The 25,678-nt window shown below is 74.5% G+C and carries 29 protein-coding genes; 8 read left to right on the plus strand and 21 right to left on the minus strand.

The features are described 5' to 3' along the window. Positions 1-21: 21 nt before the first annotated feature. Positions 22-984: a DMT family transporter gene (locus ACQPYX_RS18650; protein WP_433798793.1), complete on the minus strand. Its 963-nt coding sequence runs from the start codon at positions 982-984 to the stop codon at positions 22-24. Between the two features lie 72 nt (positions 985-1,056). Here ACQPYX_RS18650 and ACQPYX_RS18655 point away from each other — a divergent pair, with 72 nt between their 5' ends. After that, positions 1,057-1,989 (plus strand): LysR family transcriptional regulator, encoded by a 933-nt coding sequence (locus ACQPYX_RS18655; RefSeq protein WP_433798794.1) that lies wholly within the window; start codon positions 1,057-1,059, stop codon positions 1,987-1,989. A 35-nt stretch (positions 1,990-2,024) separates the two neighbouring features. Here ACQPYX_RS18655 and ACQPYX_RS18660 read toward each other — a convergent pair whose 3' ends face one another. Next, on the minus strand, positions 2,025-2,666 hold the full coding sequence (locus tag ACQPYX_RS18660; RefSeq protein ID WP_433798795.1) for a response regulator transcription factor: 642 nt from the start codon (positions 2,664-2,666) through the stop codon (positions 2,025-2,027). Further along, positions 2,663-3,826 (minus strand): sensor histidine kinase, encoded by a 1,164-nt coding sequence (locus ACQPYX_RS18665; RefSeq protein ID WP_433798796.1) that lies wholly within the window; start codon positions 3,824-3,826, stop codon positions 2,663-2,665. The genes ACQPYX_RS18660 and ACQPYX_RS18665 overlap by 4 nt, the downstream gene beginning before the upstream one ends. Positions 3,827-3,934: 108 nt before the next feature. On the opposite strand from ACQPYX_RS18665, the gene ACQPYX_RS18670 reads away from it, so the two are divergent. Then, entirely contained in the window at positions 3,935-4,831 is an 897-nt protein-coding gene (locus ACQPYX_RS18670; protein ID WP_433798797.1) for a hypothetical protein, read from the plus strand. Here ACQPYX_RS18670 and hisI read toward each other — a convergent pair. From hisI to ACQPYX_RS18725, 11 genes are all read right to left on the minus strand, one after another. Beyond that, complete coding sequence (gene hisI, locus ACQPYX_RS18675; protein ID WP_433798798.1) at positions 4,765-5,160, minus strand: phosphoribosyl-AMP cyclohydrolase; 396 nt, start codon at positions 5,158-5,160, stop codon at positions 4,765-4,767. The genes ACQPYX_RS18670 and hisI overlap by 67 nt on opposite strands. Next, positions 5,157-5,930, minus strand: coding sequence for an imidazole glycerol phosphate synthase subunit HisF (gene hisF, locus ACQPYX_RS18680; RefSeq protein ID WP_230759550.1), 774 nt, complete (start codon positions 5,928-5,930; stop codon positions 5,157-5,159). Before hisF ends, hisI begins: the two co-directional genes overlap by 4 nt. Positions 5,931-5,940: 10 nt before the next feature. After that, positions 5,941-6,684 (minus strand): bifunctional 1-(5-phosphoribosyl)-5-((5-phosphoribosylamino)methylideneamino)imidazole-4-carboxamide isomerase/phosphoribosylanthranilate isomerase PriA, encoded by a 744-nt coding sequence (gene priA, locus ACQPYX_RS18685; RefSeq protein WP_433798799.1) that lies wholly within the window; start codon positions 6,682-6,684, stop codon positions 5,941-5,943. A 24-nt stretch (positions 6,685-6,708) separates the two neighbouring features. After that, complete coding sequence (locus ACQPYX_RS18690; RefSeq protein WP_433798800.1) at positions 6,709-8,007, minus strand: RNA polymerase sigma factor; 1,299 nt, start codon at positions 8,005-8,007, stop codon at positions 6,709-6,711. Next, the gene (locus ACQPYX_RS18695) at positions 8,004-8,438 is read right to left on the minus strand and encodes a YciI family protein (RefSeq protein WP_433798801.1); all 435 of its coding nucleotides are present in this window, start codon (positions 8,436-8,438) and stop codon (positions 8,004-8,006) included. The genes ACQPYX_RS18690 and ACQPYX_RS18695 overlap by 4 nt, the downstream gene beginning before the upstream one ends. Positions 8,439-8,460: 22 nt before the next feature. Further along, positions 8,461-8,898 (minus strand): YciI family protein, encoded by a 438-nt coding sequence (locus ACQPYX_RS18700; RefSeq protein ID WP_433798802.1) that lies wholly within the window; start codon positions 8,896-8,898, stop codon positions 8,461-8,463. A gap of 102 nt (positions 8,899-9,000) precedes the next feature. Continuing rightward, positions 9,001-9,639: an imidazole glycerol phosphate synthase subunit HisH gene (gene hisH / locus ACQPYX_RS18705; protein ID WP_433798803.1), complete on the minus strand. Its 639-nt coding sequence runs from the start codon at positions 9,637-9,639 to the stop codon at positions 9,001-9,003. A 23-nt stretch (positions 9,640-9,662) separates the two neighbouring features. After that, the gene (locus ACQPYX_RS18710) at positions 9,663-10,334 is read right to left on the minus strand and encodes a class I SAM-dependent DNA methyltransferase (protein WP_433798804.1); all 672 of its coding nucleotides are present in this window, start codon (positions 10,332-10,334) and stop codon (positions 9,663-9,665) included. Positions 10,335-10,422: 88 nt separating this feature from the next. Continuing rightward, entirely contained in the window at positions 10,423-10,584 is a 162-nt protein-coding gene (locus ACQPYX_RS18715; RefSeq protein WP_433798805.1) for a hypothetical protein, read from the minus strand. Continuing rightward, positions 10,581-11,189: an imidazoleglycerol-phosphate dehydratase HisB gene (gene hisB / locus ACQPYX_RS18720; RefSeq protein ID WP_433798806.1), complete on the minus strand. Its 609-nt coding sequence runs from the start codon at positions 11,187-11,189 to the stop codon at positions 10,581-10,583. The genes ACQPYX_RS18715 and hisB overlap by 4 nt, the downstream gene beginning before the upstream one ends. 23 nt (positions 11,190-11,212) lie before the next feature. Continuing rightward, positions 11,213-12,751, minus strand: a complete 1,539-nt coding sequence (locus ACQPYX_RS18725) for an FAD-dependent oxidoreductase (RefSeq protein WP_433798807.1) — start codon at positions 12,749-12,751, stop codon at positions 11,213-11,215. A 59-nt stretch (positions 12,752-12,810) separates the two neighbouring features. Between ACQPYX_RS18725 and ACQPYX_RS18730 the strand changes: the two genes are divergently transcribed. Then, positions 12,811-13,383 carry a helix-turn-helix domain-containing protein gene (locus ACQPYX_RS18730; protein ID WP_433798808.1) on the plus strand — a complete coding sequence of 191 codons (573 nt, stop codon included), beginning with the start codon at positions 12,811-12,813 and terminating at the stop codon, positions 13,381-13,383. Here ACQPYX_RS18730 and ACQPYX_RS18735 read toward each other — a convergent pair. Beyond that, a complete protein-coding gene (locus tag ACQPYX_RS18735) occupies positions 13,374-14,489 on the minus strand; it encodes a histidinol-phosphate transaminase (protein ID WP_433798809.1) in 1,116 nt (371 codons plus the stop codon). The genes ACQPYX_RS18730 and ACQPYX_RS18735 overlap by 10 nt on opposite strands. Next, positions 14,486-15,772, minus strand: coding sequence for a histidinol dehydrogenase (hisD, locus tag ACQPYX_RS18740; RefSeq protein WP_433803758.1), 1,287 nt, complete (start codon positions 15,770-15,772; stop codon positions 14,486-14,488). The genes ACQPYX_RS18735 and hisD overlap by 4 nt, the downstream gene beginning before the upstream one ends. 149 nt (positions 15,773-15,921) lie before the next feature. On the opposite strand from hisD, the gene ACQPYX_RS18745 reads away from it, so the two are divergent. Then, on the plus strand, positions 15,922-16,518 hold the full coding sequence (locus tag ACQPYX_RS18745; RefSeq protein WP_433798810.1) for an NADPH-dependent FMN reductase: 597 nt from the start codon (positions 15,922-15,924) through the stop codon (positions 16,516-16,518). Between the two features lie 62 nt (positions 16,519-16,580). On the opposite strand, the gene ACQPYX_RS18750 is transcribed toward ACQPYX_RS18745, so the two are convergent. After that, the gene (locus ACQPYX_RS18750) at positions 16,581-17,441 is read right to left on the minus strand and encodes a GH12 family glycosyl hydrolase domain-containing protein (protein WP_433798811.1); all 861 of its coding nucleotides are present in this window, start codon (positions 17,439-17,441) and stop codon (positions 16,581-16,583) included. A 154-nt stretch (positions 17,442-17,595) separates the two neighbouring features. Here ACQPYX_RS18750 and gndA point away from each other — a divergent pair, with 154 nt between their 5' ends. Together gndA and ACQPYX_RS18760 are read left to right on the plus strand one after the other, a co-directional pair. After that, positions 17,596-19,035 (plus strand): NADP-dependent phosphogluconate dehydrogenase, encoded by a 1,440-nt coding sequence (gene gndA / locus ACQPYX_RS18755; RefSeq protein ID WP_433798812.1) that lies wholly within the window; start codon positions 17,596-17,598, stop codon positions 19,033-19,035. A 50-nt stretch (positions 19,036-19,085) separates the two neighbouring features. After that, positions 19,086-19,772 carry a DedA family protein gene (locus ACQPYX_RS18760; RefSeq protein ID WP_433798813.1) on the plus strand — a complete coding sequence of 229 codons (687 nt, stop codon included), beginning with the start codon at positions 19,086-19,088 and terminating at the stop codon, positions 19,770-19,772. Here the strand turns inward: ACQPYX_RS18760 and ACQPYX_RS18765 are convergent. The 3 genes from ACQPYX_RS18765 to ACQPYX_RS18775 are packed head-to-tail and all read right to left on the minus strand — an operon-like array spanning position 19,769 to position 23,512. Then, positions 19,769-20,482 carry a hypothetical protein gene (locus ACQPYX_RS18765; RefSeq protein WP_433798814.1) on the minus strand — a complete coding sequence of 238 codons (714 nt, stop codon included), beginning with the start codon at positions 20,480-20,482 and terminating at the stop codon, positions 19,769-19,771. The two genes, ACQPYX_RS18760 and ACQPYX_RS18765, sit on opposite strands and share 4 nt — an antisense overlap. 57 nt (positions 20,483-20,539) lie before the next feature. After that, positions 20,540-22,468, minus strand: a complete 1,929-nt coding sequence (gene typA / locus ACQPYX_RS18770) for a translational GTPase TypA (protein WP_433798815.1) — start codon at positions 22,466-22,468, stop codon at positions 20,540-20,542. A gap of 42 nt (positions 22,469-22,510) precedes the next feature. Then, on the minus strand, positions 22,511-23,512 hold the full coding sequence (locus ACQPYX_RS18775) for an NAD(P)/FAD-dependent oxidoreductase (RefSeq protein ID WP_433798816.1): 1,002 nt from the start codon (positions 23,510-23,512) through the stop codon (positions 22,511-22,513). 57 nt (positions 23,513-23,569) lie between these two features. On the opposite strand from ACQPYX_RS18775, the gene ACQPYX_RS18780 reads away from it, so the two are divergent. Next, positions 23,570-23,773: a hypothetical protein gene (locus ACQPYX_RS18780; RefSeq protein ID WP_230759586.1), complete on the plus strand. Its 204-nt coding sequence runs from the start codon at positions 23,570-23,572 to the stop codon at positions 23,771-23,773. A 78-nt stretch (positions 23,774-23,851) separates the two neighbouring features. Here ACQPYX_RS18780 and ACQPYX_RS18785 read toward each other — a convergent pair whose 3' ends face one another. After that, positions 23,852-24,724, minus strand: coding sequence for an SCO6745 family protein (locus tag ACQPYX_RS18785; protein WP_433798817.1), 873 nt, complete (start codon positions 24,722-24,724; stop codon positions 23,852-23,854). 50 nt (positions 24,725-24,774) lie between these two features. Here ACQPYX_RS18785 and ACQPYX_RS18790 point away from each other — a divergent pair, with 50 nt between their 5' ends. Next, on the plus strand, positions 24,775-25,629 hold the full coding sequence (locus ACQPYX_RS18790) for an esterase/lipase family protein (protein ID WP_433798818.1): 855 nt from the start codon (positions 24,775-24,777) through the stop codon (positions 25,627-25,629). The last annotated feature ends 49 nt before the right edge of the window (positions 25,630-25,678 follow it).

Below are 25,678 nucleotides of genomic sequence, written 5' to 3' on the forward strand. Positions count from 1 at the left end.
TGGACGGGGGGTCCGACAGCCTCAGGCGGCGGCCTCCTCCGGCGCGGGCTCGGCGCGGCGCCGCACGGCGACCGCCACGGCCGCGATCACGACCGCGCAGCCGACCAGCTGCCACGCCGTCGGGAACTGGCCGAGCACGGCCATGCCGAGCAGGACGGCCCCGACCGGCTGGAGCAGCAGGATCGACGCCCCGGTCGACGACGGCAGCGCCGCCATCCCGCCCGCGATCAGCACCCACCCGATCGACTGCCCGACGACCGCGAGCAGGGCCAGCCAGGCGATCGCGGTCCACCCCGGCGTCAGGTCGATGCCCTCCCAGAGCGAGCCGAGGGCGAACGAGCTGACGGCGGCCGCGGCGGTGGCGAGGGTGACCGGGGCCGCCTTCTCCCCCGGCGCCGCACCGAGCCGCAGGAAGAGCAGGTAGCCCGCGTAGGCGACTGCCGCGAGCAGGGCGAGGACGGTCCCGAGCACGGGGTCCGGGGCGGTGGACGGGTCGCTGTCGACCAGCCCGCCCGCGAGGGCCACGCCGACCAGCATCACCGGCACCGTGAGCAGGAACGACAGCCGCACGCGCTCGCCGAGCACCAGGAACGCGAGCAGCGGCAGGATCACCACCTGGGCGTTGACCAGCACGGTCGACACCCCGGCCCCGACCGCGTGGATCGCCCCGGTCCACAGCGTCATGTCCAGGCCGAGCAGCAGGCCGCCGACGACGACGAGCCAGGGCCGGCCGAGCCGGCCGAGCTGACCGCCTGCGACCTGCGCCCGGCGCGTCCGTCGCCGCTCCAGCAGCGCGAGCGGGATCAGCACCGGCAGCGCGAGCAGGCACCGGAAGACCGTCGCCGTGCCCGGGGAGGTGCCGGAGAGCGCGATCAGGATCGGCGACAGCGCGATGCAGAGGCTGCCGACCACGGCCATGAGGCGCGGGTCGAGGGACCGGCGGGAGGTGGGAGCGGAGGTCGCGAGGGTCTCGGGGACGGCCACGCGTCCAGCCTGCGGGCCCGCACTGTTCAGGACCAGCGACTTCTCCTGGCCAGGAACCGTAAGCTCCGCTGCATGTTCGGGATCGCGCGCCTGCAGGCCCTCCACGCGGTCGCGACGCACCGCACCGTGGGGCGGGCCGCGACCGCCCTGCACCTCACGCCCTCGGCCGTGTCCCAGCAGCTCGCGACCCTGGAGCGGGAGGCCGGTACCCGGCTGACCGAGCCGGCCGGCCGCGGGATCCGGCTGACGCCGGCCGGGCTCGTCCTGGCCGAGCACGCGGCGGCCCTGCTGGACCGGATGGCGGCGGCGCGGCGGGACCTCGACCGGCTCGACGACGAGGTGGTCGGCCCGCTGCGCATCGGGGCCATCCCGACCTCGGCGCACGCGCTCGCCCCCGCGACGCTCGCCCGGCTGCGGGTGGCCCACCCGGACCTCACGGTGCTGCTCGACGACGGCGAGGCCGAGGAGACGATGCCCGCGCTGCTGGCGGGCGACCTCGACCTCGCGGTCGTCGAGAACTGGGAGGGGCTTCCCTCGCCGTCGCCGCCGGGCACCGCCCGCACCCAGCTCTGCGACGACGTGCTCGACCTCGCGCTCCCCCGCGAGCACCCGCTCGCCTCCGCCGGACAGGTGGCCCTGGCCGACCTCGCCGGGGCGGGCCTGGAGTGGGTGGCCGACACCCGCAGCTCACGGGCCCACGACTGGTTGCTCGACACGCTGCGCCGCGCCGGGGTGGAACCGCGGGTGACGAGCCGCGTGTGCGGGTTCGCCATCCACCTCGAGCTCGTCGCCGGCGCGGGGCTCGCCGCGATGGTGCCCCGCCTGGCCCGCCCGCCACTCCCGGCCGGGGTCCGCATGCTCACGACGACGCCGGTCCTCGCGCGCACCGTCGACGCGGTGTGGCGCACCGACCGGGAGACCCCGGCGGTGCGCGCGGCGGTCACCGCGTTGCGGGCGACGGCCACCGCCCGGGCCCCCGCCGCGGTCGGGCCGGTCGGCCCGTAGCCAGGGCTCGATCGCCCGGTTCTGCGCTCCACCGGTCAGAGCCCCGGGACGACGAACCCCGACTCGTAGGCCAGCACCACCGCCTGCGTCCGGTCGCGGGCGCCGAGCTTGCCGAGCACCGCGGCGACGTGGGTCTTCACGGTCTCGGTCCCGACGACGAGGGCCGCGGCGATCTCCGCGTTCGTCGCACCGCGCGCCAGGTGGCGCAGCACCTCGGTCTCGCGGTCGGTGAGCGCCGGCAGCGCCGGACGGGCGGCCGGGGCCCGGCGACGCGCGAGGTCGCGGACGGCCTCGGGGAACAGCAGCGTGTCCCCGAGCGCGACCGTGCGGACCGCGGCCACGATCTCGGCGGGTCGCGCCCGCTTGACGAGGAACCCCGCGGCACCGGCCCGCAGCGCCTCGTACACGGCCTCCTCCTGCCCGAAGGTGGTCAGCACGAGCACGCGCGGCGGGTCGGCTAGGGACTGCACGAGGTGTCGCGTCGCGGTCAGACCGTCGACCCGCGGCATCCGCACGTCCATGATCACCACGTCCACGGCGAACCGGCGGGCCAGGGAGGTCACGTCCACCCCGTCGCCGGTCTCCGCCACCACCTCCAGGTCGGGCTCCGCCTCCAGGATCATGCGCAGGCCCGCGCGCACCAGCTCGTCGTCGTCCACGAGCAGCAGCCGGGTCACGGGGAGTCCCCGGGCAGCTCGGCGTGCAGGGTCCAGGAGGCGCCGGCCGGTTCGGAGCGGAGGCGGCCGCCGCCGGCCTCGACCCGCTCCCGCAGGCCGGTGAGTCCGTGCCCGCCCCGTCGCCCGGACGCGACGCCCGTCGGGTTCGTGACCGTCACGACGCTGCCCTCCGGTCCCGCGCGCACGACGACCTCGACGGGGCCGGCTCCGCCGTGCCGCACGGCGTTGGTCAGGCCCTCCCGCACCACGCGACGGGCCTCGGGCCCCGGTTCGCCCTCGAGCACGAGGTGGACCTCGCGGCCGGTGGCGCGGATGCCCTCGACGAGCGAGGGCACGTCCCCCGGGGCGCCGAAGCCGCCGGGGTCGGCGCCCTCGGGGTCGCGCAGGAGGGTGAGCACCCGGTCCAGCTCGTCCACCGCCGCCCGGCCGCGGTCCTCGATCGCGGCGAGCGCCCGGCGGGCGGCCTCCGGGTCGGCGTCGAGGACCCGTCCCGCCGCCCCGGCCTGCAGCGTCATCGCGGTGAGCGTGTGGCCGAGGTGGTCGTGCAGCTCCCCGGCGAGGCGCGCCCGCCACGCGAGCCGCCCGGCCCGGGCGCGCTCCGCGGCGAGCGCCTCCTCGGGGGTCGGCCCGAGCAGACGCGGCGCGAGCCGGGTGAGCCCGGCGCCCAGTCCGGCCACGACCAGCACCGCGAGCGCCAGCGCGACGAGGCCGACGAGCGGGCCCAGCAGGACCGCGGGGCCCGGCAGCGGCCACACCTCGCCGCCCACCCGCAGCGTGCCGCCGGTCAGCGGCAGGGCCGCGAAGCCCACGGCCTGCGGCAGGAGCACCAGCACCGCGAGCACGGCGACCGCACCCGCGAGCGCCGTGATCGCGAACCACGCGGCGGCCCGGAGCCGGGCATCGCGCGGGACCGGGCCCGGGCCGGAGTCGGGCAGCTCGACCCCGAGCAGGGCACGCACGACCACGATCGCGAGCGGGCGCACGACCGGCAGCAGCGCGACGCCGAGCCCGCCGGCGACCGCGAGCAGGCCGAGCACCCCGACGACGAGGCCGGGACCGCTGCCGAGGGTCCGCTCGAACAGCCACACCAGCCCGGCGTAGGGCAGCGCCAGCGCGCCGCCGAACGCCAGGTAGGCGGCGCGACCGACGAGGACCTTCACGCGGTGATCGTCACACGGCCCGCCGACGGTCTCCTCCCCCGCGCGAGGGAGACCGGTCCCCCCGCGCGCGGGAGCCGCCGGACACCGCCGCCCGGCACCGTTCCCGGCATGAGAACCGCGCTCGCCACGCTCGTCGTCGTCGCCACGCTGCCGTACCTCACGCTCAAGGCCCTCTGGCTCACCGGGCACGCGGTCGGCGTCCTCGACCCGGCCTTCCTCGCTTCCCCCGGCCTGCACGCGGCCAACCTCGCCACCGCCGGGATGGACGCGGTCGCGATCCTGCTCGCCGTCGTCCTCGCGTCCGGGACGCGCCGTCCGCCGGCGTGGTCGGTGCTCCTGCCGGGCTGGGTCGGCAGCGGGTTCCTCGTCCCGATCGTGCTGACCACGGCGCCGGGGCTGCTGCTCGACGGCGGGGTCGCGGGCGGGCCGGAGCCGCTGGCGACCTGGGTGAAGCCCCTCGTCTACGGCGGGTTCACGCTGCAGGGCATCGGCCTGGTCGGCCTGTTCGCCGGGTACGCGTGGCGGCGCTGGTCCCCCGCTCCCGGCCGGGTGGCCGTCGGGTGGGCGCGCACCCTCGTCCGGCTCGCGGCCGTCGGTGCGACGGCGTTCGCGGTCGTCCAGCTCGCACAGGCGGCGGGCCTCGTCACCGACGGCGGCCCCTGGACCGCCTCGTCCGCGCTGGTGGCGGTGGTCAAGGCGGCCCTGGCGGTCGGCGGCGTGATCGGCGCCCACGAGGTGGCCGCCGGGCGCGGCCGCCGCGGGCACCTGGTCGCCGCGGCCGTCGGCTCCGCGTCGATGTTCTCCTGGGGGCTCTACGGCACGGTGATGACGGCGGGCGGCACCGTCTTCGCCGCGTCGTCGCCGCTCTCCGGTCTCGGCGCCCTCGTCGCCCTGCTGTCCGGGCTCGTCGTCGGCCTGGCCGTACTGGGCGCGCTGGCTCAGACCGCGGGGTCGGAGGGGGCGAGCAGCACGTCCGCGTCGAAGCAGGTCCTGTCCCCGGTGTGACAGGCCGCGCCCTGCTGGTCGACCAGGACCAGCAGGGTGTCGCCGTCGCAGTCCAGCCGTACCTCGCGGACCGCCTGGGTGTGCCCGCTCGTGGCGCCCTTGATCCACAGCTCCTGGCGGGAGCGGGACCAGTAGGTCGCCTCCCGGGTCTCCAGCGTCCGCGCGAGCGCCTCGTCCGACATCCACGCGACCATCAGCACCTCGCGGGTGTCGTACTGCTGCACCACCGCGCACACGAGACCGTCCGCGTTCCACCGGACCCGGGCACCCAGCTCCGGCCGGGTCCTCCGGGTCGAGCTCCGCTCCGCTGCGTCTCCCGCCACCGTCATCGGACCTCCACCCCGGACTCCCGCAGGGCGTCCTTGACCTCACCGATCCGCATCATCCCGAAGTGGAAGACGCTCGCCGCGAGCACCGCGTCCGCACCCGCCTCCACCGCCGGCGCGAAGTGCTCGACCGCCCCCGCACCGCCCGAGGCGATCACGGGCACGTCCACGAGGGACCGCACACGACGCAGCATCTCGAGGTCGAAGCCGTTCTTCGTGCCGTCGGCGTCCATCGAGTTCAGCAGGATCTCGCCCACGCCGAGCTCGGCGCCGCGCTGCGCCCACTCCAGGGCGTCGATCCCCGTGCCGCGGCGGCCGCCGTGGGTGGTGACCTCGAAGCCGGACGGCGTCGGCTGCCCGTCGGCCGGCACCCGGCGCGCGTCCACCGAGAGCACGATGCACTGCGAGCCGAAGCGGCGGCTGGACTCGCCGAGGAACTCGGGGCGGGCGATCGCGGCCGTGTTGATGCCGACCTTGTCCGCACCGGCTCGCAGCAGCTTGTCGATGTCCTCGTTGGTCCGCACCCCGCCGCCGACGGTCAGCGGGATGAACACCTGCTCGGCGGTGCGGCGCACCACGTCGTAGGTGGTCTCGCGCTCCCCCGAGGAGGCACTCACGTCGAGGAAGGTCAGCTCGTCGGCGCCCTCGGCGTCGTAGAGCCGCGCCATCTCCACCGGGTCCCCGGCGTCGCGCAGGTCGACGAAGTTCACGCCCTTGACCACGCGCCCGGCGTCGACGTCCAGGCACGGGATCACACGGACGGCCACACCCATGCGATCAAGCCTACGCAGCGGGTCGAGCAGCGGCGGCGAGCGCCTCGGGCAGCGTGAACGCGCCCGCGTAGAGCGCCTTGCCGATGATGGCGCCCTCCACCCCCTGCCCGGCGAGCGCCGCGAGCGCCCGCACGTCGTCGAGGGTCGCGACCCCGCCGCTCGCCACCACCGGCGCGTCGGTCCGGGCGCACACGGCGGTGAGCAGGTCCGTGTTGGGGCCGGTCAGGGTGCCGTCGCGCCCGACGTCGGTGACGACGTAGCGGGCGCAGCCCTCGGCGTCGAGGCGCGCCAGGACGTCCCACAGGTCGCCGCCGTCGGAGACCCACCCGCGGGCCGCGAGCCGGTGCTCGCCGTCGCGGATCTTGACGTCGAGCCCGACCGCCACCCGGTCGCCGAACTCCGCGATGGCCTTGGCGCACCACTCGGGGTCCTCGAGGGCGGCGGTGCCGATGTTGACGCGGGCGCAGCCGGTGTCCAGGGCGCGGCGCAGCGACTCGTCGTCCCGGATGCCGCCGGAGAGCTCGACCTTGACCGGCACCTGCGCGACGAGGCCCGCCAGCAGCTCGGCGTTGGACCCGCGCCGGAACGCGGCGTCGAGGTCGACGAGGTGGATCCACTCGGCGCCGTCGTCGACCCAGCCCCGCGCCGCGTCGAGGGGGTCGCCGTATCCGGTCTCGGTGCCGGCCTCGCCCTGGACGAGACGGACGGCCTGGCCGTCGACGACGTCGACGGCGGGCAGCAGGTCGAAGCTCACGGCCCGTGATCGTAGAGGCCGCTCTCAGCGGGACCCGGACGAGGACTCCCGCAGGTCCTCCAGCCGTCGCCGCAGCAGGGTCCGCTCGGCCTCGTTGGACGCGAGCTCGGCGGCCCGCTCCAGGTCGGCCGCCGCCTCGGCGGGACGGTCGAGCTGCACGAGCAGGTCGGCCCGCACGGCCGGCAGGAGGTGGTAGCGGGCGAGGGCGGGGTCGTCGCGCAGGCCGTCGACGATCGCCAGCGCCGCCGCCGGTCCGGAGGCCCGGCCCACGACGACGGCCCGGTTGAGCTCCACGACCGGCGACGGGGCCACCACCGCCAGCCGGCCGTACAGCTCGGCGAGCCGACCCCAGTCGGTGGCCTCGACGCTGCCGACCCGGGCGTGCTCGGCCGCGATCGCCGCCTGGAGCGTGTACCGGTCGTCGCCGCCGAGCGCGCGGGCACGGTCGAGTCCCTCGAGGCCGCGGCGGACCAGCAGCCGGTCCCACCGGCCGCGGTCCTGGTCGGCGAGCAGCACCGGGCGGCCGTCCGGTCCGGTGCGGGCCCGCAGCCGGGAGGCCTGCAGCTCCAGCAGGGCGAGCAGGCCGTGCACCTCGGCGCGGTCGGGCAGCAGCGCCGCGAGGCGACGGCCGAGGCGCATCGCCTCGTCGCAGAGGTCGTGCCGCATCCAGTCCGAACCCGCGGTGGCGGTGTAGCCCTCGTTGAACACGAGGTAGACGACCTCGAGCACGGCGCCCAGTCGGCCGGGCAGCTCCTCGGCGGACGGGATCTCGAGCTCGACCCCCTCCGCGGAGAGCCGCTTCTTGGCTCGCGAGATCCGCTGCCCGACCGTCGTCGACGCGACCAGCAGCCCGCGCGCGATCTCGTCGGTGGTGAGACCACCGAACAACCGCAGGGTCAGCGCCACGCGCGACTCCCGCGCGAGCACGGGGTGGCACGTCGCGAACAGCAGGGCGAGGACGTCGTCCCCGACGGTCCGGGTGGGATCGGCGACGACGTCGGCCGCGTCCGGCGCGACCCGCCCGGACTCGGCGCGGCCGACCTCCTCGGCCTTGCGGGCGAACGTCTGCTCCCTGCGGATCGAGTCGATCGCGCGCCGCCGGGCGGTGGCCGCGAGCCAGGCGCCCGGGTTGTCGGGCACCCCCTCGGCGGGCCACTGCTCGAGCGCCGCGACCAGCGCGTCGTGCGCCAGCTCCTCGGCCAGGCCGACGTCGCGCACCACCCGCGCGACGCCCGCCACGATCCGCGCCGACTCGGCCCGCCACACGGCGTCGAGGACGGCGAACGGATCGCGCGGGGGGCGCGGCGTGGCGGTGGAGGTCATGACCCGTGCTGCTCGGCCACCTGGTTCCGCATCCGGTCCTCGGCCTCCATCACCTCGTCGGGCGCGACCCCGGCGAAGTCCTCCGGGTCGAACACCCGACGGATCTGGACGCGCTCGCCGTGGCGGAACGGGGCCCGCCGGGCCCAGCCGACGGCCTCGTCGAGGGAGTCGACCCGCAGGATCCAGAAGCCGCCGATCAGCTCCTTGAGCTCGGTGAACGGGCCGTCGGTGACGGTGGGCTCCTCGCCCTCGCCGTCGGGGAAGGCGACGATCGCGCCCTGGGCGCTCGGGGCGAGACCCTCCCCGGCGAGGAGCACGCCGGCGTCCACCATCGCCTGGTTGAACCGGCCCATCTCCTCGAAGATCTCCGGCTCGGGCGGGCGGCCCGCCGCCTCGGCCTCGTCGTAGGTCAGCACGAGCATGAAACGCATGAGCGGCATCCTGCCCGGTCCGTCAACGAGCGTTGCGCTCGGCGATCCGGGCCCGCAGCGCGGCCTCGCCGTCGATCACCTCGGCCGGCGCGACGTCGGCGAACTCCCGGAACTCGTGGACCCGGCGCACCGCCAGCGTCACCCCCGGACCGACCGGGCAGCGGCGCGCCCACTGCTCGGCCTCCACCCGCGAGGTCACGTCGAGGATCCAGAACCCGGCGATGAGTTCCTTGGCCTCGGTGAAGGGGCCGTCGGTGACGGTGGCCGCCTCCGAGTCGGGGTCGTCCTTCGTCACCGTGAAGCCCTCGGCGCTCGACGCGAGTCCCTCGGCCGCGAGCAGCACCCCGGCCTCGACGAGCTCGGTGTTGTAGCGGCCCATGGACTCGAAGCCCGCGTTCATGGTCTCCGGGTCGGTCGGGATCGACGACTCCGGGGCCTGGATGATCATCATGTAGCGCATGGCGGGTGCTCCTCGTGCTCCGTGGCCGGGGTCCTGTCCCCGGCCCACACCCCCACGTCGAACGGGCGGACCGACCTTCGACACCCGGCGTCGGAAACGTTCCTAGAGCACCGCGAGCCAGTTCTCCAGCAGCCGACGGCCCGCGTCGCCGGACTTCTCGGGGTGGAACTGCGTGGCCCACAGGGGGCCGTTCTCCACGGCCGCGACGAAGTCCTCCCCGTGGTGGGACCACGTGACCTTCGGCGGGGTGAACGGCTCGACCGGCTCCATCTCCCACCGCCGGGCGGCGAAGGAGTGCACGAAGTAGAAGCGCTCGTCGGCGGGCATGCCGGCGAAGAGCTGGGAGTCGGCCGGGGCGGAGACGGTGTTCCAGCCCATGTGCGGGAGCACGTCGGCCTGCAGCTTCTCGATCGTGCCCGGCCACTGCCCGGCCCCCGCGGCCTCCTCGCCGAACTCGACGCCACGCTCGAAGAGCACCTGCATGCCGACGCAGATGCCGAGCACCGGACGACCGCCGGCGAGGCGCTGCTCGAGGATCCGCTCGCCGCCGACCGCCCGCAGGCCGGCCGCGCACGCGGCGAAGGCGCCCACCCCGGGCACCACGAGCCCGTCGCTGTCGATGGCCGCGCGCGAGTCGGCCGTCACCTCGACCTTCGCGCCCGCCCGCTCCAGCGCCCGCTCGGCGGAGCGGAGGTTGCCCGACCCGTAGTCCAAAACGACGACGTGGGGAGGTGTCGACATGCCTCCAGCCTATCCGGGCCGGGTCACCAACCCGGCCCCGTCGTCGGGGCCGAGGCCGCCACGACCTCGAGGACGGCCACGACGTGGCGGGCTCCCGTGGACAGGTGCAGCGGGTGCTCGTCGCTCTCCACCACCCGCGCGATCCGGCGGGTGGACAGCCGGCGGAGGTGCTGCTCGACCTCGGGCCAGCCGTCGGTGCCCACGGTGAGCACGATGTGCCCGCCGCGGTGGACCACGCGGGCGAACTCCACCAGGGCCGAGGGCGTCAGGTGACCCGGGCGGAGGGCGTTCACGCAGGTCACGACGCCGAACTTGTCCGGGGCGCCGGGAAGGCGTTGGGTGAGGTCGGCGGGCCCGAGGTCGTGGTAGACCCGGCGGACCCGGGCGTGGGCGATCATGCGGGGGGAGATGTCGAGGCCGTCGACCGAGGTGAAGCCGTGGCGGGTCAGGGCCGCGCCGACGAGGCCGGTGCCGCACGCCGCGTCGAGCACGTCGGTCTCGGGCTCGTCGAGCCGCGCCACGACGTCCGCGACGATGCCGGGGAGCGGGTAGTCGTCGCCCGCGGGCCCGGCCAGGTCGTCGTCGTAGGTGGGCGCCCACTCGTCGTAGACCTCACGCACCTCGGACGGATCCGTGGCCGCCTGCGCCCGGGCCTCGTACGCGTCGGCCTTCCCGCCGCCGTGCTGCGTCTCCATCGTCACCACCCCGCCTCGCATCCCGGACCTGGTTCCCCGGGGGCGGGAGTTCAACCGCGCGCGGTCGGGCGTCACCCGGGAAGCCGGGTCACACCAGCCGCAGGACGGCCGCGACGGCGGCCACGACCGCGAGCAGCGCGAGGATCCCGGCCGGGATCCACCGGCGCTCGCGGCCGAAGCTGATCACGCCGCCGATGAGGAACCCGGCGAGCAGGAGCAGCCCGAGGGCGAGGAGCTGGGCCCCGCTCACGTCTCGAGCACACCCTTCGTCGAGGCGGTGCCGCCGCCCAGGCGGGCGTCGGGCTCGGTGGCGGCCCGCAGCGCGCGGGCGATGGCCTTGTACTCGGCCTCGGTGATGTGGTGCGGGTCCCGGCCGCCGATGACCCGCACGTGCAGGGCGATCCCGGCGTGGAAGGCGATCGACTCGAACACGTGCCGGTTCAGCACCGTCGGGTAGTTGTTGCCGACGACGAAGCCGGTCATCACCTCCGGCTCGCCCGTGTGCACGCAGTACGGCCGGCCGGAGACGTCGACGACGGCCTGGGCGAGCGCCTCGTCCATCGGGATCCAGGCGTCACCGAACCGCCGGATGCCGGACTTGTCGCCCAGCGCCTGGCGCAGCGCCTGCCCGAGGACGATGGCGACGTCCTCCACGGTGTGGTGCGCGTCGATCTCCACGTCGCCGGTCGCTCGCACCACGAGGTCGAAGCTGGAGTGCTTGCCGAGCGCGTCGAGCATGTGGTCGAAGAACGGCACCCCGGTGGCGACCTCGGTGCGTCCCGTCCCGTCGAGGTCGATCTCGACGAGGACGCTCGACTCCTTGGTCACGCGCTCCACGCGCCCGGTGCGGCTCATGTCCTCCAGTGTGACGCACCGGCTCAGGGCCGCCGACGGACCTCCACGATCTCGTCGGTGATCGTGGCCTCCTGCCCGTCCGGGCCGGTGGCCACCCGCTCCGGCGAGTCCGCCCGGACCACCTCCCACTCCTCCCCCAGCTCCAGCGTGGCCAGCACCTCCGGAGCGGTGGGCAGGCGCAGCGTCGGATCCCACGACCACGGGGCGAGCCGGCCGTGGCCCGTCACCAGCAGGGTCCCGCCCGGCGCGACGGCCGCCGCGGCGCGGCGGAGGATCGCGGTCCGCGGGAAGTCGGCGTTCGGCGAGTGCAGGTACGAGGCGGTGACCAGGTCGAACGTGCCGTCGGGGAAGGTCTCGGCGAGATCGTGCCGCTCGGTGGTCACGGAGCCACCCGCCCGGGCCGCGATCCGGTCGCACGCGCTCTGCGCGACGTCGGTCGCGGTGACCCGCCAGCCCTGCCCGGCGAGCCAGATCGCGTCGCCGCCCTCCCCCGCGCCGAGGTCCAGCGCGGTCCCGGGCGTCAGCCGCGCGGCGGTGGCCTCCACCGACGGGTTCACCCGCCCGCTCCACACCTGGTCGCGCTCGGCGTAGAACCGCTCCCAGAACGCGGGGCTGCCGTCGCGGCTCGCCATGAGCGCCAGCCGAACGTCCTCGGCCACCAGGTCCGCGTTCACCGCCGCGGCGGCCGAGACCCCCTGCGCGGACGCCACGATCACGGTGGCCCGCAGGTCGGTGACGTTGCCGGCCGCCCACACGCCGGGCACCGCCGTCAGCCCCTGCGCGTCGCTCTCGACGTGCTCGCCGACGACGACGTCGCCCATCCGCAGCTCGACCAGCGGCAGCCCGAGCATCGTCGCGACCTCGCCGCGGGCGTGCACCACGGTCGCGACCGCGAGCGCGTCCACGGGGGTCGTCGTGCCGTCCGCGAGCTCCACGGCCTCGAGCTCGTTCCCGACGACGAGCCGGGTCACCTTCCCCTCGACCAGCTCGATCCCGCGGGCGGCCAGCTCGTCGCGGCCGTGGTGCCCCAGGTCGAGGGCGTCGTTCGCGAACAGCACCACGTCGTCGCTCCACTGCCGGAAGAGCTGCACCTGGTGCAGGGCCAGCGGGCTCGTGGCGAGCACACCGATCCGCCGGTCGCTCACCTTCCAGCCGTGGCAGTACGGGCAGTGCAGGACGTCGCGCCCCCACCGCGCCGCCAGGCCCTCGACCCCGGGCAGCTCGTCGACGACACCGGTGGCGAGGACGAGCCGGCGGGCGTGGTGCACCGCCGTGCCGTCCAGGGTGACGTCGAAGCCGCCGGCCTCCGCCGGCGCGGCGGCGGTGACGGTGCCCCGGCGGACCACCCCGCCGTACGACTCGACCTCGGCCCGCCCGTCGGCGAGCAGGTCGGCCGGCGAGGCTCCCTCCCGGCCCAGGTAGTTGTGCATGTGTGCGGCCGGCGCGTTCCGGGGCTCCCCGGCGTCGACGACCAGCACCCGTCGTCGGGAACGGCTCAGCGTCAACCCGGCCGCCAGCCCGGCGGCGCCGCCGCCGATCACGATCACGTCCCACTCGGTCATGCCGACGACTCTGCGCCCGACCCGAGCGAACTGGCAAACCTTCTTGCTATAACGGCAACGTGGACGACAGTGAGATCCTGGAGAACGTCGGGCCCCGGCTGCGCGCGCTGCGCACGGCCCGCGGCATGACCCTCACCGACCTGGCCGACTCGACCGGCGTCTCGCTCTCGACCCTCTCGCGGTTGGAGTCCGGGGGACGTCGGCCGACCCTGGAGCTGCTGCTGCCGCTCGCCCGGGCGTTCCAGGTCGCGCTCGACGAGCTCGTGGACGCGCCGCCGACGGGTGACCCGCGGGTGCGGTTGCGGCCGGTGCAGCGGCACGGCATGACGATGCTGCCGCTCACCCGGCGACCGGGCGGCCTGCAGGCCTACAAGCTGATCATGCCCGTCGGCTACCCGGGGCGGGACCTGGTGCAGCAGTCGCACGAGGGCTACGAGTGGGCGTACGTGCTCTCCGGGCAGGTGCGGCTCTGGCTGGGCGAGGACGACGTCGTGCTGCGCCCGGGCGAGGTCGTCGAGTTCGACACGCACGTCCCGCACGCCCTGGCCAACGCCGGGACCGAGCCGGCCGAGATCCTCGCCCTGTTCGGTCCGCAGGGCGAGCGGGCCCACGTCCGCACCCGTCAGCGTTGACGTAGCGCCGCGCTGACCTCGAGGAAGCGGTCGTTCTCGGCCGGGGTGCCGACGGTGACCCGCAGGTGCCCCGGGATCCCGACGTCGCGGATCAGCACCCCCGCGTCGAGGTAGGCCTGCCACGTGGCGTGCGCGTCGGCGTGCGGGAGCCCGCCGAAGAGCAGGAAGTTGGCGGTGGACGGGACCACCGCGTAGCCCAGCTCCGTGAGCGCCGCCGCGATCCGGTCGCGCTCCCGCGACAGCGTCCCGACCAGGGCCAGGGTCTCGTCGGCGTGGCGCAGCGCGGCCAGCGCCGCGGCCTGGGTGAGCGCCGAGAGGTGGTAGGGCAGGCGGACGAGCATGAGCGCGTCGATGACGGCGGGCGCCGCGGCGAGGTAGCCGAGGCGGCCGCCCGCGAAGGCGAACGCCTTCGACATCGTGCGGCTCACGACGAGCTTGTGGCCGTGGGTGGCGAGCAGCTCGACCGCGCTCGGCCCCGAGGAGAACTCGACGTAGGCCTCGTCGACCACGACGACGCCGGGCGCGGCATCGGCGATCGCGGCCAGCTCGTCCAGCTCGATCGACTGGCCGGTCGGGTTGTTCGGCGTCGTCACGAACAGCACGTCGGGACGGGCCTCGCGGACCACGTCGACGGCGGCCGCGGCGTCGAGCGAGAAGTCGGCGCGGCGTGGGGCGGGGACCCAGTCGGTGCGCGTCCCCGCGGCGAGGATGGGGTGCATCGAGTAGCTCGGCTCGAACCCCAGGGCGAGCCGCCCCGGGCCGCCGAACGCCTGCAGGAGCTGCTGGAGCACCTCGTTCGACCCGTTCGCGGCCCAGAGGTTCTCCGTCGCCAGGCCGACGCCGGTGGCGGTCGTCAGGTACTCCGCGAGCGCGGTGCGCAGGGCGACGTGGTCGCGGTCGGGGTAGCGGTGCAGCGTCGCGGCCGCCTCGCGCGTGGCGGCCGCGACGTCGTCGACCAGCGCCGGCGGCGGCGGGAAGGGGTTCTCGTTGGTGTTGAGCGCGACCGGGACCTGCAGTTGCGGCGCCCCGTAGGGCGAGCGGCCGCGCAGGTCGTCGCGCAGCGGGAGGTCGGCGAGCTCGACCCCGCCGCCGATCACGTCGCTCATGCCCCACTCCCCGGGTACGAGCGCCGCGTGCCGAAGCGGGCGGCGACGGCCTGCCCGTGGGCGGGCAGGTCCTCGGCCTCGGCGAGCGCGACCACCTGGTCGGCCACGTCGCGCAGCGCGTCCTCGGAGTAGTCCACGACGTGGATGCCGCGCAGGAAGGTCTGGACCGAGAGGCCGCTGGAGTGCCGCGCGCAGCCGCCGGTGGGCAGCACGTGGTTGGACCCGGCGCAGTAGTCGCCCAGCGACACCGGGCTGTGCGGGCCGACGAAGATCGCGCCGGCGTTGCGCACCCGGGCGGCGACGGCGGCCGCGTCGGCGGTCTGGATCTCGAGGTGCTCGGCGGCGTACGCGTCGACCACGCGCACCCCGTCGTCGAGGTCGGAGACCAGGATCGTCCCCGACTGCGGCCCGGACAGCGCGGTGCGGATGCGCTCGTCGTGCTTCGTGGTGCCGACCTGCGTGACCAGCTCCGCGTCGACCGCGTCGGCGAGCTCCGGGCTCGTCGTGACGAGGACCGAGGCGGCCGACGGGTCGTGCTCGGCCTGGCTGATCAGGTCGGCCGCGACGTGCACCGGGTCGGCGGTGTGGTCGGCCAGGATCGCGATCTCCGTGGTGCCCGCCTCGGAGTCGATGGCGATGCGGCCGCGCAGGGTGCGCTTGGCGGCGGTGACGAAGACGTTGCCGGGGCCGGTGACGGTGTCCACCGGCTCGAGCGGGGCGCCGTCGGTGTCGGTGCCGCCGTAGGCGAGCAGGGCGACCGCCTGCGCGCCGCCGACCGCCCACACCTCGTCGACCCCGAGCAGGGCCGCCGCGGCGAGGATCAGCGGGTGCGGCCGGCCGCCGAACTCCTGCTGGGGCGGCGAGCAGACCACGAGCCCCTCGACGCCCGCGGCCTGGGCCGGGACCACGTTCATGACGACGCTCGAGGGGTAGACGGCGAGGCCGCCGGGCGCGTACAGGCCGACCCGGGCGACCGGCACCCACCGCTCGGTGACCGTGCCGCCGGGCACCACCTGCGTGGTGGTGTCGGTGCGGCGCTGGTCGGCGTGCACGGCCCGGGCCCGCTCGATGCTGGTCTCCAGGGCGGCGCGCACCTGCGGGTCGGTGGCCTCGAGCGCCTCGCGCAACGCCGCGTGCGGCACGCGAACGGACTCCGAGCGGACGTGGTCGAAGCGCTCCCCGTACTCGAGGACGGCCTCGACCCCGCGGTCGCGCACGTCGTCGATGATGGGGCGCACCTTCTCGACGACCGCGTCGACGTTCACCTCCGCGCGCGGCAGCATCGCGCGCAGCTCGGCCGGGGCCGGCACGCCACCGCGGAGGTCGGACCGGGACAGGAGCGTCGTCACGTGCCCAGGGTAACGAGGCACACCGACATGATCAGGTGCACCATGGTTGTGAAGACAACTGTTAGCTCGACGAAGGAGACCCCATGAGCGACGCCCGGCGTCCGCTGCTGCAGATCATCGTCGCGAGCACCCGGCCCGGCCGCGTCGGCGAGCCCATCGCGCAGTGGTTCGCGGGCTACGCGCGGGCGTACGAGGGCTTCGAGGTGGAGATCGTGGACCTCGCCGTGGTGGACCTGCCGATGTTCGCCGAGCCCGAGCACCCGCGCTTCGGGCGCTACACGCTCGACTCGACGAAGCGGTTCAGCGCGATCATCGAGCGCGCCGACGCCTTCGTGTTCGTGACCCCGGAGTACAACCACAGCTTCAACGCGGCCCTGAAGAACGCGCTCGACCACCTCAACCGCGAGTGGGCGGGCAAGCCGGCGACGATCGTGAGCTACGGCGGCGTCGCCGCGGGCACGCGGGCGGCCGAGGCGCTCTGGCCGGTGCTCGTCGGGCTGAACATGGTCCCGGTCTCGGCGGCCGTGCCGATCCCGTTCGCGATGAAGAACGTCTCGGGCGAGGGCGACGAGCGCGTCTTCACGCCCGCCCCGGAGACCGAGGCCGGCGCGAAGGCCGCCCTGGACGGCCTGTCCGCCTGGGTCGAGAAGCTCGGCCTGCAGGGCACGCGCACCGCATGACAGGAGAGCGTCGTTGCCGGCATCGGATGCCGGCAACGACGCTCTCCTGCCAGGGGTGAGGGCTACAGCCCGTTGCGCGTCACCGAGAAGTTGGTGACCTTGAGTCCCTTGCCGCCGGTCCACGGCTCGAAGCCGGCCTGGACGCTGGTCATGTACCAGGTGTTCTTGACGACCCCGCGCAGCGTGGCGTCCCGGACGAAGGCGTCGATCGGGAGGTTGGACACCGCGGTCGTCGGCGTCTTGCGCACGTAGGAGATGACCGGCAGGTCGATCTTGCCGTACCAGACCGTGTAGACCGCGCCGCCGATGTTCACGTCGTAGTAGGGCTTGCCGATGGGCTGCACCCACGAGGTCCGGTTCAGCCAGATCATCATCTCGGCACCCGTGTTGCGGCCGGTGTTGGTGGCCGTCGGGTCGAACCAGATGTCGTAGGCGGTGTTGTACTGGTTCACCGGCTGGGTCTTGTCCGGACCCGTCGTCGTGAAGGACGACCGGACGGTGCCGAGCGTGCGGACCGGGGCCGGGAAGACGTTCGTCGAGCCCGGCGTGCAGTAGCCGTACACGCAGCCGCGGTAGAGCGACGGGTACGAGGCCGGGCCGGTGTTGTTGGTGCCGTCGGCGACGTCGAGCGAGAAGCCGGTGTCGAACGGCGTGATGCACTGGTTCTTGGTGGTGCCCCACCGGTTGTTCTGCGCGACGTACTTGCCGCCGACGAGCTTCGAGCCGAACTGCTCGCACACCTGCGGGTAGGTCGCCGCCGACCCGACCGCGTTGCCGATGAACAGCGACCCGCCCGCCACCACGAGGGTGAGCATCGCAGCGAGCAGGAAGCGCGTGCGCCGGGTGGCCCGGGCCGCGGCCCGTCGTACCGCTGCGCGACCACCGCGGACCGTACCGCCGGTGTCAGGTGTGCGATCCGTCATCGTTCGTCGTACTCCCCCGTGACCGTCCGCGACGGTCTGCTGCCGTCGCGGTACGACCCCTTCCTCGCTGCCGAGATCACGACTGTTAGCCGCGCGCAGGAAACGTCACCCCGTCGAGCGTGTCGGGACCCGGTTCGCGGGCACACTGCTCGTTGTGAGTCAGACAGCGGAGATCGGCGTCAGCGGCCTCGCCACCATGGGGCGGAACCTCGCACGCAACCTCGCGCGGCACGGCCACGCCGTGGCGCTGCACAACCGGACCGACAAGCGCACCAGGGACCTCGCCGAGAACTTCGCCGACGAGGGGACGTTCGTCCCGTCTTACTCGGCCGAGGACTTCGTGGCCTCCCTCGAACGGCCGCGCCGGATCATCCTCATGGTGCCGGCGGGCAAGGCCACGGACGCGGTCATCGACGAGTTCGTCCCGCTGCTCGAGCAGGGGGACGTCATCATCGACGCGGGCAACGCGCACTACGCCGACACGCGTCGTCGGGAGGCGGCCCTGCGCGACCGGGGCCTGAACTTCGTCGGGATGGGCGTCTCCGGCGGCGAGGAGGGCGCCCTCAACGGGCCGAGCATCATGCCCGGCGGGCCGTCCGAGGCCTACGACAGCCTCGGGCCGCTGCTCGAGGACATCTCGGCCAAGGTCGACGGCGAGCCCTGCTGCACCCACATCGGGGCCGACGGCGCAGGCCACTTCGTCAAGATGGTGCACAACGGCATCGAATACGCCGACATGCAGCTCATCGCCGAGGCCTACGACCTGCTGCGCCAGGGCCTGGGCATGGAGCCGTCGTCCATCGCGGACACCTTCACGCAGTGGAACTCCGGGCGCCTGGACTCCTACCTCATCGAGATCACCTCGCAGGTCCTCGCGCACACCGACGCCGCCACCGGGAAGCCGTTCGTCGACGTCGTCGCCGACGAGGCCGAGCAGAAGGGCACGGGCCGCTGGACGGTCCAGGCCGCGCTCGACCTCGGCGTGCCGGTCACCGGGATCGCCGAGGCGACGTTCGCGCGGTCGCTGTCGGGCAACCGGACGCTGCGCGACGCGGCCCGCGGGCTGCCCGGCGTCTCCGGGGCCCGCCTCGAGGGCGCGGCCGCGGAGGGCTTCGCGGACGACATCGAGCAGGCGCTCTACGCCTCGAAGATCGTCGCCTACGCGCAGGGCTTCAACGAGATCCAGGCCGGCGCCGAGGAGTACGGCTGGTCGATCGACCTCGGGAAGGTGGCGAGCATCTGGCGCGGCGGCTGCATCATCCGCGCCAAGTTCCTCAACGAGATCACCGCGGCCTACTCCCGCGAGCCGAACCTGACGACGCTGCTGACCGACTCGTCGTTCGCCGAGGCGATCGGCGGCGCGCAGGACTCGTGGCGCCGGGTGGTCGCGAGCGCAGCCCAGCTCGGCATCCCGACGCCGGGGTTCTCCTCGGCCCTCGCCTACTACGACGGCATCCGCGCCGACCGGCTCCCGGCCGCCCTCGTGCAGGGGCAGCGCGACTTCTTCGGGGCGCACACCTACCGCCGCGTCGACCGCGAGGGGACCTTCCACACGGCGTGGGCCACCGACGACCGCGCGGAGTCCGAGGCGTAGATCTCAGTCGGCCGAGGAGAAATCCGGACGAGTCGGACGTTGGACAGGACATGCTCCCCGTGCAGGCACCTGTGAGCGACGGCGGTCTCGCCGGCTGGGCGACCGACCTGATGGCCACGTTCGGCGCTCCCGGAGCCGGGCTCATCGTCGCGATCGAGAACGTCTTCCCCCCGATCCCGTCCGAGATCATCCTGCCGCTGGCGGGGTTCGCGGCGGGTCGGGGGGAGTTCTCGGTCTGGGCCGCGATCATCTGGACGACGGCGGGTTCGGTCGTCGGGGCGATCGCGCTCTACCTCGTCGGGATGCTCTGCTCCGACGGGTGGGTGCGGCGCACCATCGCGCGGATGCCGCTGGTCTCCGAGGACGACGTGGTCAAGGCCGAGTCGTGGTTCGACCGGCACGGCCGGGCCTCGGTCTTCTGGGGCCGCATGATCCCGGGCGTCCGCTCCTTCGTGTCGATCCCGGCCGGGCAGCGCCGCATGCCCTGGTGGGAGTTCACGGCGTTCACCGCGCTCGGCAGCCTGATCTGGAACTCGGTCTTCGTCGGCGGCGGCTACGCGCTGGGGTCGCAGTGGCACCTGGTGGAGCAGTACGCCGGCGTCTTCCAGACGATCGTTCTGGTGCTCCTGGTCGGCCTCGTCGGCTTCATGCTGGTCAAGCGCTATCGCAAGCACCGTCGGGTGAAGAAGATGGAGGCGCCCACCCAGGTCATCCGGGTTCCCGACGACCGGTCCTAGGACTTGCGCGAGACCCCGCCGACGAGGTCGACGACCCGGTCCCAGGGGTTGCGCGCGCCCTCGGGGTAGCGGGAGCGGGAGCGGAGGTCGCGGCGGGAGCCCGGGGTGTAGCGCCGCCGGGCCCACGGCGAGCCGGGGCGGGCGAGACGCAGCGCGCCGAGCAGCGCGACGGGCGGGAGGAACACCCCGAGGATCGCGGTGACGATCTTGCCCTTGAACGCCGCGGTGATCGCCGCCCCCGACGTCACGAGGACCGAGAGCGCCACCCCGAGCGCCCCGTCCTCGCCGGTCGTGCCGAACGGGTTGGCGCCGAGCACGAGCAGCGTGCCCACCACGGCGACCATGAGCACCGCGTCGACCGAGAGCCGGCCCTCGTCGGACCAGTAGACGTCGGCGAGCCGCAGCCAGAGCGCGAACTCGTCGAGTGCGAGGGCGGCCCCGGCGCCGAAGGCCACGGCCAGGACCGTGCGCCAGACGCCGTCGGGCCGGTAGATGAACTCGCCCGCCCCGGCCAGCAGCATCAGGGCGATGCCGTAGACGAGGTGGTGGACGTGGACGCCGCCGACCGAGGTGTCGCGGAACGGGCCGCGGCCGGCCCGGATGAGCCGCGTGATCACGCGGGTCACCAGGAACACGACCAGGAACGACCCGAGCATCCACACCGCGGTGATGCGGCCGGCGTCGAGGCCGACGTCGAAGGTCACGGTCATCGGGGCCTCCTCGGTGTCACGCGCATCGTGACGGACCGGACGACCCCGACGCGAGGACTACTTCGAGGCGAGCCCCTGCTTCGCGCGCGACCGCTGCCGGTTGCGGGTGTGCGAGTCGAGCTCGACCTTCCGGATCCGGACTGCCGACGGCGTCACCTCGACGCACTCGTCCTCGGCGCAGAACTCCAGCGACTGCTCGAGCGACATCAGCCGCGGCGGGGTGAGGCGGACCAGCTCGTCCCCGGTGGAGGACCGCATGTTGGTCAGCTTCTTCTCGCGGGTGATGTTGACCTCCATGTCGTCGGAGCGGGAGTTCTCCCCGACGATCATGCCGGTGTACACCTGCGTGGTGGGACCGACGAACAGCTCGCCGCGCTCGGAGAGCAGGCCGACGGCGTAGCCCGTGACGGGGCCCGAGCGGTCCGCGATCAGCGAGCCGGACAGCCGCGCCCGCAGCTCCCCCACCCACGGCCCGTAGCCGTCGAAGAGCTGGTTCGCGATGCCGGTGCCGCGGGTCTCGGTGAGGAACTCGGTGCGGAAGCCGATGAGCCCGCGCGAGGGGACGCGGTACTCGAGGCGGACGTGGTCCGACGAGGTCGAGTGGGTCATCTCGAGCATCTCGCCCTTGCGCGCGGCGAGGAGCTGGGTGACCGCACCGAGGTGCTCGTCGGGGACGTCGACCGAGAGCCGCTCGAACGGCTCGTGCAGTTTGCCGTCGACGGTCTTGGTGACCACCTCGGGCTTGCCGACGGTCAGCTCGAAGCCCTCGCGACGCATCGTCTCGACGAGGATCGCCAGGGCGAGCTCGCCGCGGCCCTGGACCTCCCAGGCGTCGGGCCGCTCGGTCGGCAGCACCCGCATCGACACGTTGCCGACGAGCTCCGCGTCGAGCCGGTTCTTCAGCAGCCGCGCGGTGAGCTTGGTGCCGGGCTTCGGGTCGCGCCCCGCGAGCGGCGAGGTGTTGATCCCGATGGTCATCGCGATCGCCGGCTCGTCGACCGTGATGCGCGGCAGCGGGTGCGGGTCCTCGGGGTCGGCGAGGGTGTCGCCGATGGTGACGTCGGAGATGCCGGCGACCGCGACGATGTCGCCCGCCGCGGCCTCCTCGGCCGAGACCCGCTCCAGGCCCTCGGTGCGGAGCAGCTCGGTGACCTTCACGCGGGTGACCGTGCCGTCCTCGCGGCACCAGCCGACCTGCTGCCCGCGGCGGATCCGCCCGGAGCGGACGCGGCACAGCGCGATGCGGCCGAGGTAGGCCGACGCGTCGAGGTTGGTGACATGGGCCTGCAGGGTGCCGTCCGGGTCGTCCGCGGGCGCCGGCACCTCGGAGAGGAGCAGCTCGAACAGCGGGTCGAGGTTCTCGGAGTCGGGCACGGTGCCGTCGGCCGGGCGCTCGAGCGAGGCCTTGCCGGCGCGGGCCGAGGCGTAGACGACCGGGAGCTCGAGGAGCTGGGAGACGACGTCGTCGTCCATCTCCAGGTCCGTGGCGAGCTCGAGGAGGAGGTCGAGCGACTCGTTGACGACCTCCTCGCACCGGGCGTCGGCGCGGTCGGTCTTGTTCACCGCGAGGATCACGGGCAGGCGGGCCGCGAGCGCCTTGCGCAGCACGAAGCGCGTCTGCGGGAGCGGGCCCTCGGAGGCGTCGACCAGCAGGACGACGCCGTCGACCATCGACAGGCCGCGCTCGACCTCGCCGCCGAAGTCGGCGTGGCCGGGGGTGTCGATGATGTTGAAGGTGACGTCCCCGCGGCGCACGGCCGTGTTCTTCGCGAGGATCGTGATGCCCTTCTCGCGCTCGAGGTCGCCGGAGTCCATCACCCGGTCGACGAGCTCGGCCCGCGCGGAGAAGGCGCCCGACTGGCGGAGCATGGCGTCGACGAGGGTGGTCTTGCCGTGGTCGACGTGGGCGACGATCGCGATGTTGCGCAGGTCCGTGCGCAGGACGTGATCGGCGGACCCGGGCCGCTCGGGTGCGGACGTGGTCACGAGGAGAGACTTCCTTCAGACAGGGTGCCGGACCCTCTCAGGTTACCGACCGTGATCCGCCGGGTCGTCGGGTGGACCGATGGCGTGCGCCACGTGGTCCTCCGCGACCGCCGCGGCCAGGCGTTCCCCGAGCAGCGGGGCGAACTTGGCGAGGTTGCCGCCCCACAGCACGTGGACGTTCCCGACGCGGGCCGTGCGCACCCCGTCCCCCTCCCCCGCCGTCGGGGTGCAGGTCACCTCGTCGACCGGTTCGGGCGCCAGCTCCGGCAGCCGCTCGGCGACGTGCGCGGTGATCAGCTCGCGCGACCGGTGGCGCACCTCGTCGAGGGAATGGGTCGCCGTCGTCGTGAGCCCGTCGGGCAGGTGGCCGCCGATCGCCCAGGTCCCGTCGGGCGTGCGGTGCTGGTAGGTCGCGTCGTCGATGTGGGCGGGCGGGACGGTCGACGGGGCCGTGCGGAACCGGAAGGCGAACCGGACGTGGTGACACAGCTCGGCGGGCACGGTGACCCCGACCTGGGCCGCGAGCTCGGCGGTGCCCGCCCCCGCTGTGAGGACGATCGCGTCCGAGTCGAACTCGTCGAGGTCCACGACGCGGCCCGGTCGTAGGTGGGGCTTCGTCGTGCGGAGCAGCAGCTCGCCGGCACCGGCGAGGTCGAGGGCTCCCCCGGCCGGGTCGTGGAGCAGGGGCCCGTCGGCGCGGCCGAGGGTCCCCGCCGGCGCGTCGCCCACCTCGACCGCCGCGCCCGCGGCCCGCATGGCGGCCGCCCACCCGTCGACCCACGGCCCGGACACGACGGCGCCCTCACCGCCGAGGAGCGGCCGCCCGGCCCGCTCCGACCAGGCGTCCCAGAGCGCCCGCGCCTCGGTCGCGGCGGCGACCAGTTCGGGATCGCCGTGCGCGAGCCGGAAGATCCGGGACGAGCCGACGCTGCGCGCGCCCAGCGGCCGGCGGGCCTCGAGCACGGTGACGTCGTGACCCCGACGCAGCAGCGCGTCCGCGGTGGACAGTCCGACGATCCCGGCGCCGACCACGGTGACCCGCATGAAGCTCAGGGTCGCACCCCGATCCCGCGGCGCGCACGTCGTCGGAGCATCGACGTCATGAAGATCGTGGTGTGGATCCTGGTCGGTATCGGTGCCCTCGTGCTGCTCGGCGGGGTGGTGCTCCCGCTCGTGCACTGGCTGCTCGGGGCGCTCGGCTGGCTGATCGCGGGCGCGCTCGTGATCGGCGGCGGCATCTGGCTCGCCAAGCGGGCCGGCGCGCACGGGGAGGTGGGGTCGGGCGACCCGCAGCGGCTGCCGTGAGGCACGTGGGCCCGAACGTCAGTGGCACCAGGGTCGCTCAGGTGCCCCCGATGCCACTGACGTCCGGTCCGGCCGGCGCTACCCCTTGGGCGTCCGGTCGGCGCCCGGCGCGAACACGCCGGCCGGGAACGCGCCCGCCTCGAGCAGGCGCTTCGTGAGCCCGCCGCCGAGCTCCGCCAGCTCGGCGCACCCGTCGGCACCCAGGTGCTCCCACGGCGCCACGGAGGCGCGGTTCGTGGCGTCCTCGATGCGGTCGCGGAAGGCGGCGCCCTCCTCGGTGAGCCCGAGCTCGGCGTCGAGCAGCCCCCGCTCGCGCAGTCCCGCGGCACCTTCGCCCCACTGCTCGGGCGACCAGCCGCGGGTCTTCTGCGCCACCTCCGGGACGAACCCCTTCCCGGTCGCGGTGTGCAGGATCAGCGCCTCCAGGCCGGACACCCCGGCGTCGATCAGTGCCGCCAGGTGACCGTCGCCGCGGTACTCCCGCAGCAGGGTGATCGCGTACCAGAGCGCGAGGTGCGGCTCGTCGGGCCGGGGCAGGTCGGCGTGTGCCGCGTAGAGCGCGCGGCCCTCGGGGGTGCAGGCCTCGGCGGCCTTCCGGGCGAGCAGCCCGGCCCGCTCGAACTCCTGCGAGGAGACGGCGTCACCGAGGAGCCGCCGCAGGGCGCGGTCCGCGGCCCGCAGCCGGCCGTTCAACACCGCCTCGGGCGAGGCCGACATCCAGATCATCGGCACGAACCGCGCGACGAGGGCCGGGTTGAAGTTGTAGTACGTCGCCGCGACCACGCCGGGCCCGACGGCACCCATCGCGGCCGATCGCTGGGCGAAGTACTGGGCGCGCGGGTGCTCGATGCCCAGCTCGGCCAGCTCCTCGCCGATCTCGGGCGCGAAGTAGATCATCGAGTGCAGGGGTTCGAGGCGGCGGTACAGGCGGGCGACGTCGCTGGGCTCCACGAGGACGCACGCTAACGCGACCACACACGATCATGGGCACACTGGAGGGCGTGACGCGGTGGCCTGAACGAGCACCCCTCGGCGGCCTCGCTCCCCGCCGACGCCTGTTCGTGCTGGTCATGGCGGCGATCGTGCTGGCCGTCGCGGTGCTCGTCGGGGTCTCGGTGGCTCGCGAGTACGCCGTGCCGCCGAAGGCCGACCCGGCCGTCATGGGCCCGGTCGTCCTGGTCCCCGGCTACGGCGGCAACACCGCCGCACTCCAGGCGCTCGCGCTGCGCCTGCAGGTGGTCGGCCGCCCGGCCGTCGTCGTGAACCTTCCCGACGACGGGACGGGGGACTTCGCCGCGCAGGCGGCGGCCATCGACGACGCGGTGCGCGACCTGATCCGGCACGACGACGCCACCAGCGTCGACCTCGTCGGCTACTCCGCGGGCGGCGTCGCGTCGTGGCTCTACCTGCAGACGGGGACCACGGCCCCCGCGATCCGGCGCCTGGTCACCCTCGGCTCCCCGCTCCAGGGCGCGGAGCTCGCCGCGGCCGGCGGGGCGTTGGTGCCGGGTGCGTGCCCGCGGGCGTGCCAGCAGCTCGCGCCCGGCAGCTCGCTGCTCACCCGCCTCGCGGCGCAGCCCCGCCCGGACATCCCGTGGCTCTCGCTGTGGACCGACCAGGACGAGACCGTCACCCCGCCCGGCTCCTCCGCCCTGCCCGGCGTGCGCTCCCTCCGGTTGCAGGCGGTCTGCGACGGCATCCTCATCGGCCACGGCCAGCTGCCGACGGCGGGCCTGGCGGTCGGGCTCACCCTGCGCGCCCTGGGGACGCGGCCGCTCCCGGTCCCCGTGCCGGGCGACTGCTCGCGGTTGCAGGCCGAGGGCGTCGGGCGCCCGGTGCTCGTCGGGACACGATGATCGGCACCACACTTCGCTGACGCAAGCGTTGCATTACGCAATGGTTGCG

Origin of the sequence: Actinomycetospora sp. CA-084318 (assembly GCF_050955885.1) — a bacterium.
Classification (GTDB): Bacteria; Actinomycetota; Actinomycetes; order Mycobacteriales; family Pseudonocardiaceae; genus Actinomycetospora.

What these genes read in the sequence shown, in the direction of transcription:
- hisH (WP_433798803.1), bottom strand. Translation starts at nt 9,639, where the DNA reads ATGTCGACACCTCCCCACGTCGTCGTTTTGGACTACGGGTCGGGCAAC.
- ACQPYX_RS18775 (WP_433798816.1), bottom strand. Translation starts at nt 23,512, where the DNA reads ATGCGGGTCACCGTGGTCGGCGCCGGGATCGTCGGACTGTCCACCGCG.
- ACQPYX_RS18690 (WP_433798800.1), bottom strand. Translation starts at nt 8,007, where the DNA reads ATGACCTCCACCGCCACGCCGCGCCCCCCGCGCGATCCGTTCGCCGTC.
- ACQPYX_RS18780 (WP_230759586.1), top strand. Translation starts at nt 23,570, where the DNA reads ATGAAGATCGTGGTGTGGATCCTGGTCGGTATCGGTGCCCTCGTGCTG.
- ACQPYX_RS18735 (WP_433798809.1), bottom strand. Translation starts at nt 14,489, where the DNA reads ATGAGCGACGTGATCGGCGGCGGGGTCGAGCTCGCCGACCTCCCGCTG.
- ACQPYX_RS18670 (WP_433798797.1), top strand. Translation starts at nt 3,935, where the DNA reads ATGAGAACCGCGCTCGCCACGCTCGTCGTCGTCGCCACGCTGCCGTAC.
- ACQPYX_RS18750 (WP_433798811.1), bottom strand. Translation starts at nt 17,441, where the DNA reads ATGACGGATCGCACACCTGACACCGGCGGTACGGTCCGCGGTGGTCGC.
- ACQPYX_RS18745 (WP_433798810.1), top strand. Translation starts at nt 15,922, where the DNA reads ATGAGCGACGCCCGGCGTCCGCTGCTGCAGATCATCGTCGCGAGCACC.
- ACQPYX_RS18710 (WP_433798804.1), bottom strand. Translation starts at nt 10,334, where the DNA reads ATGGAGACGCAGCACGGCGGCGGGAAGGCCGACGCGTACGAGGCCCGG.
- ACQPYX_RS18655 (WP_433798794.1), top strand. Translation starts at nt 1,057, where the DNA reads ATGTTCGGGATCGCGCGCCTGCAGGCCCTCCACGCGGTCGCGACGCAC.
- ACQPYX_RS18695 (WP_433798801.1), bottom strand. Translation starts at nt 8,438, where the DNA reads ATGCGTTTCATGCTCGTGCTGACCTACGACGAGGCCGAGGCGGCGGGC.
- ACQPYX_RS18760 (WP_433798813.1), top strand. Translation starts at nt 19,086, where the DNA reads ATGCTCCCCGTGCAGGCACCTGTGAGCGACGGCGGTCTCGCCGGCTGG.
- hisF (WP_230759550.1), bottom strand. Translation starts at nt 5,930, where the DNA reads ATGGGTGTGGCCGTCCGTGTGATCCCGTGCCTGGACGTCGACGCCGGG.
- ACQPYX_RS18725 (WP_433798807.1), bottom strand. Translation starts at nt 12,751, where the DNA reads ATGACCGAGTGGGACGTGATCGTGATCGGCGGCGGCGCCGCCGGGCTG.
- hisI (WP_433798798.1), bottom strand. Translation starts at nt 5,160, where the DNA reads ATGACGGTGGCGGGAGACGCAGCGGAGCGGAGCTCGACCCGGAGGACC.
- hisD (WP_433803758.1), bottom strand. Translation starts at nt 15,772, where the DNA reads ATGCTGCCGCGCGCGGAGGTGAACGTCGACGCGGTCGTCGAGAAGGTG.
- ACQPYX_RS18700 (WP_433798802.1), bottom strand. Translation starts at nt 8,898, where the DNA reads ATGCGCTACATGATGATCATCCAGGCCCCGGAGTCGTCGATCCCGACC.
- ACQPYX_RS18765 (WP_433798814.1), bottom strand. Translation starts at nt 20,482, where the DNA reads ATGACCGTGACCTTCGACGTCGGCCTCGACGCCGGCCGCATCACCGCG.
- hisB (WP_433798806.1), bottom strand. Translation starts at nt 11,189, where the DNA reads ATGAGCCGCACCGGGCGCGTGGAGCGCGTGACCAAGGAGTCGAGCGTC.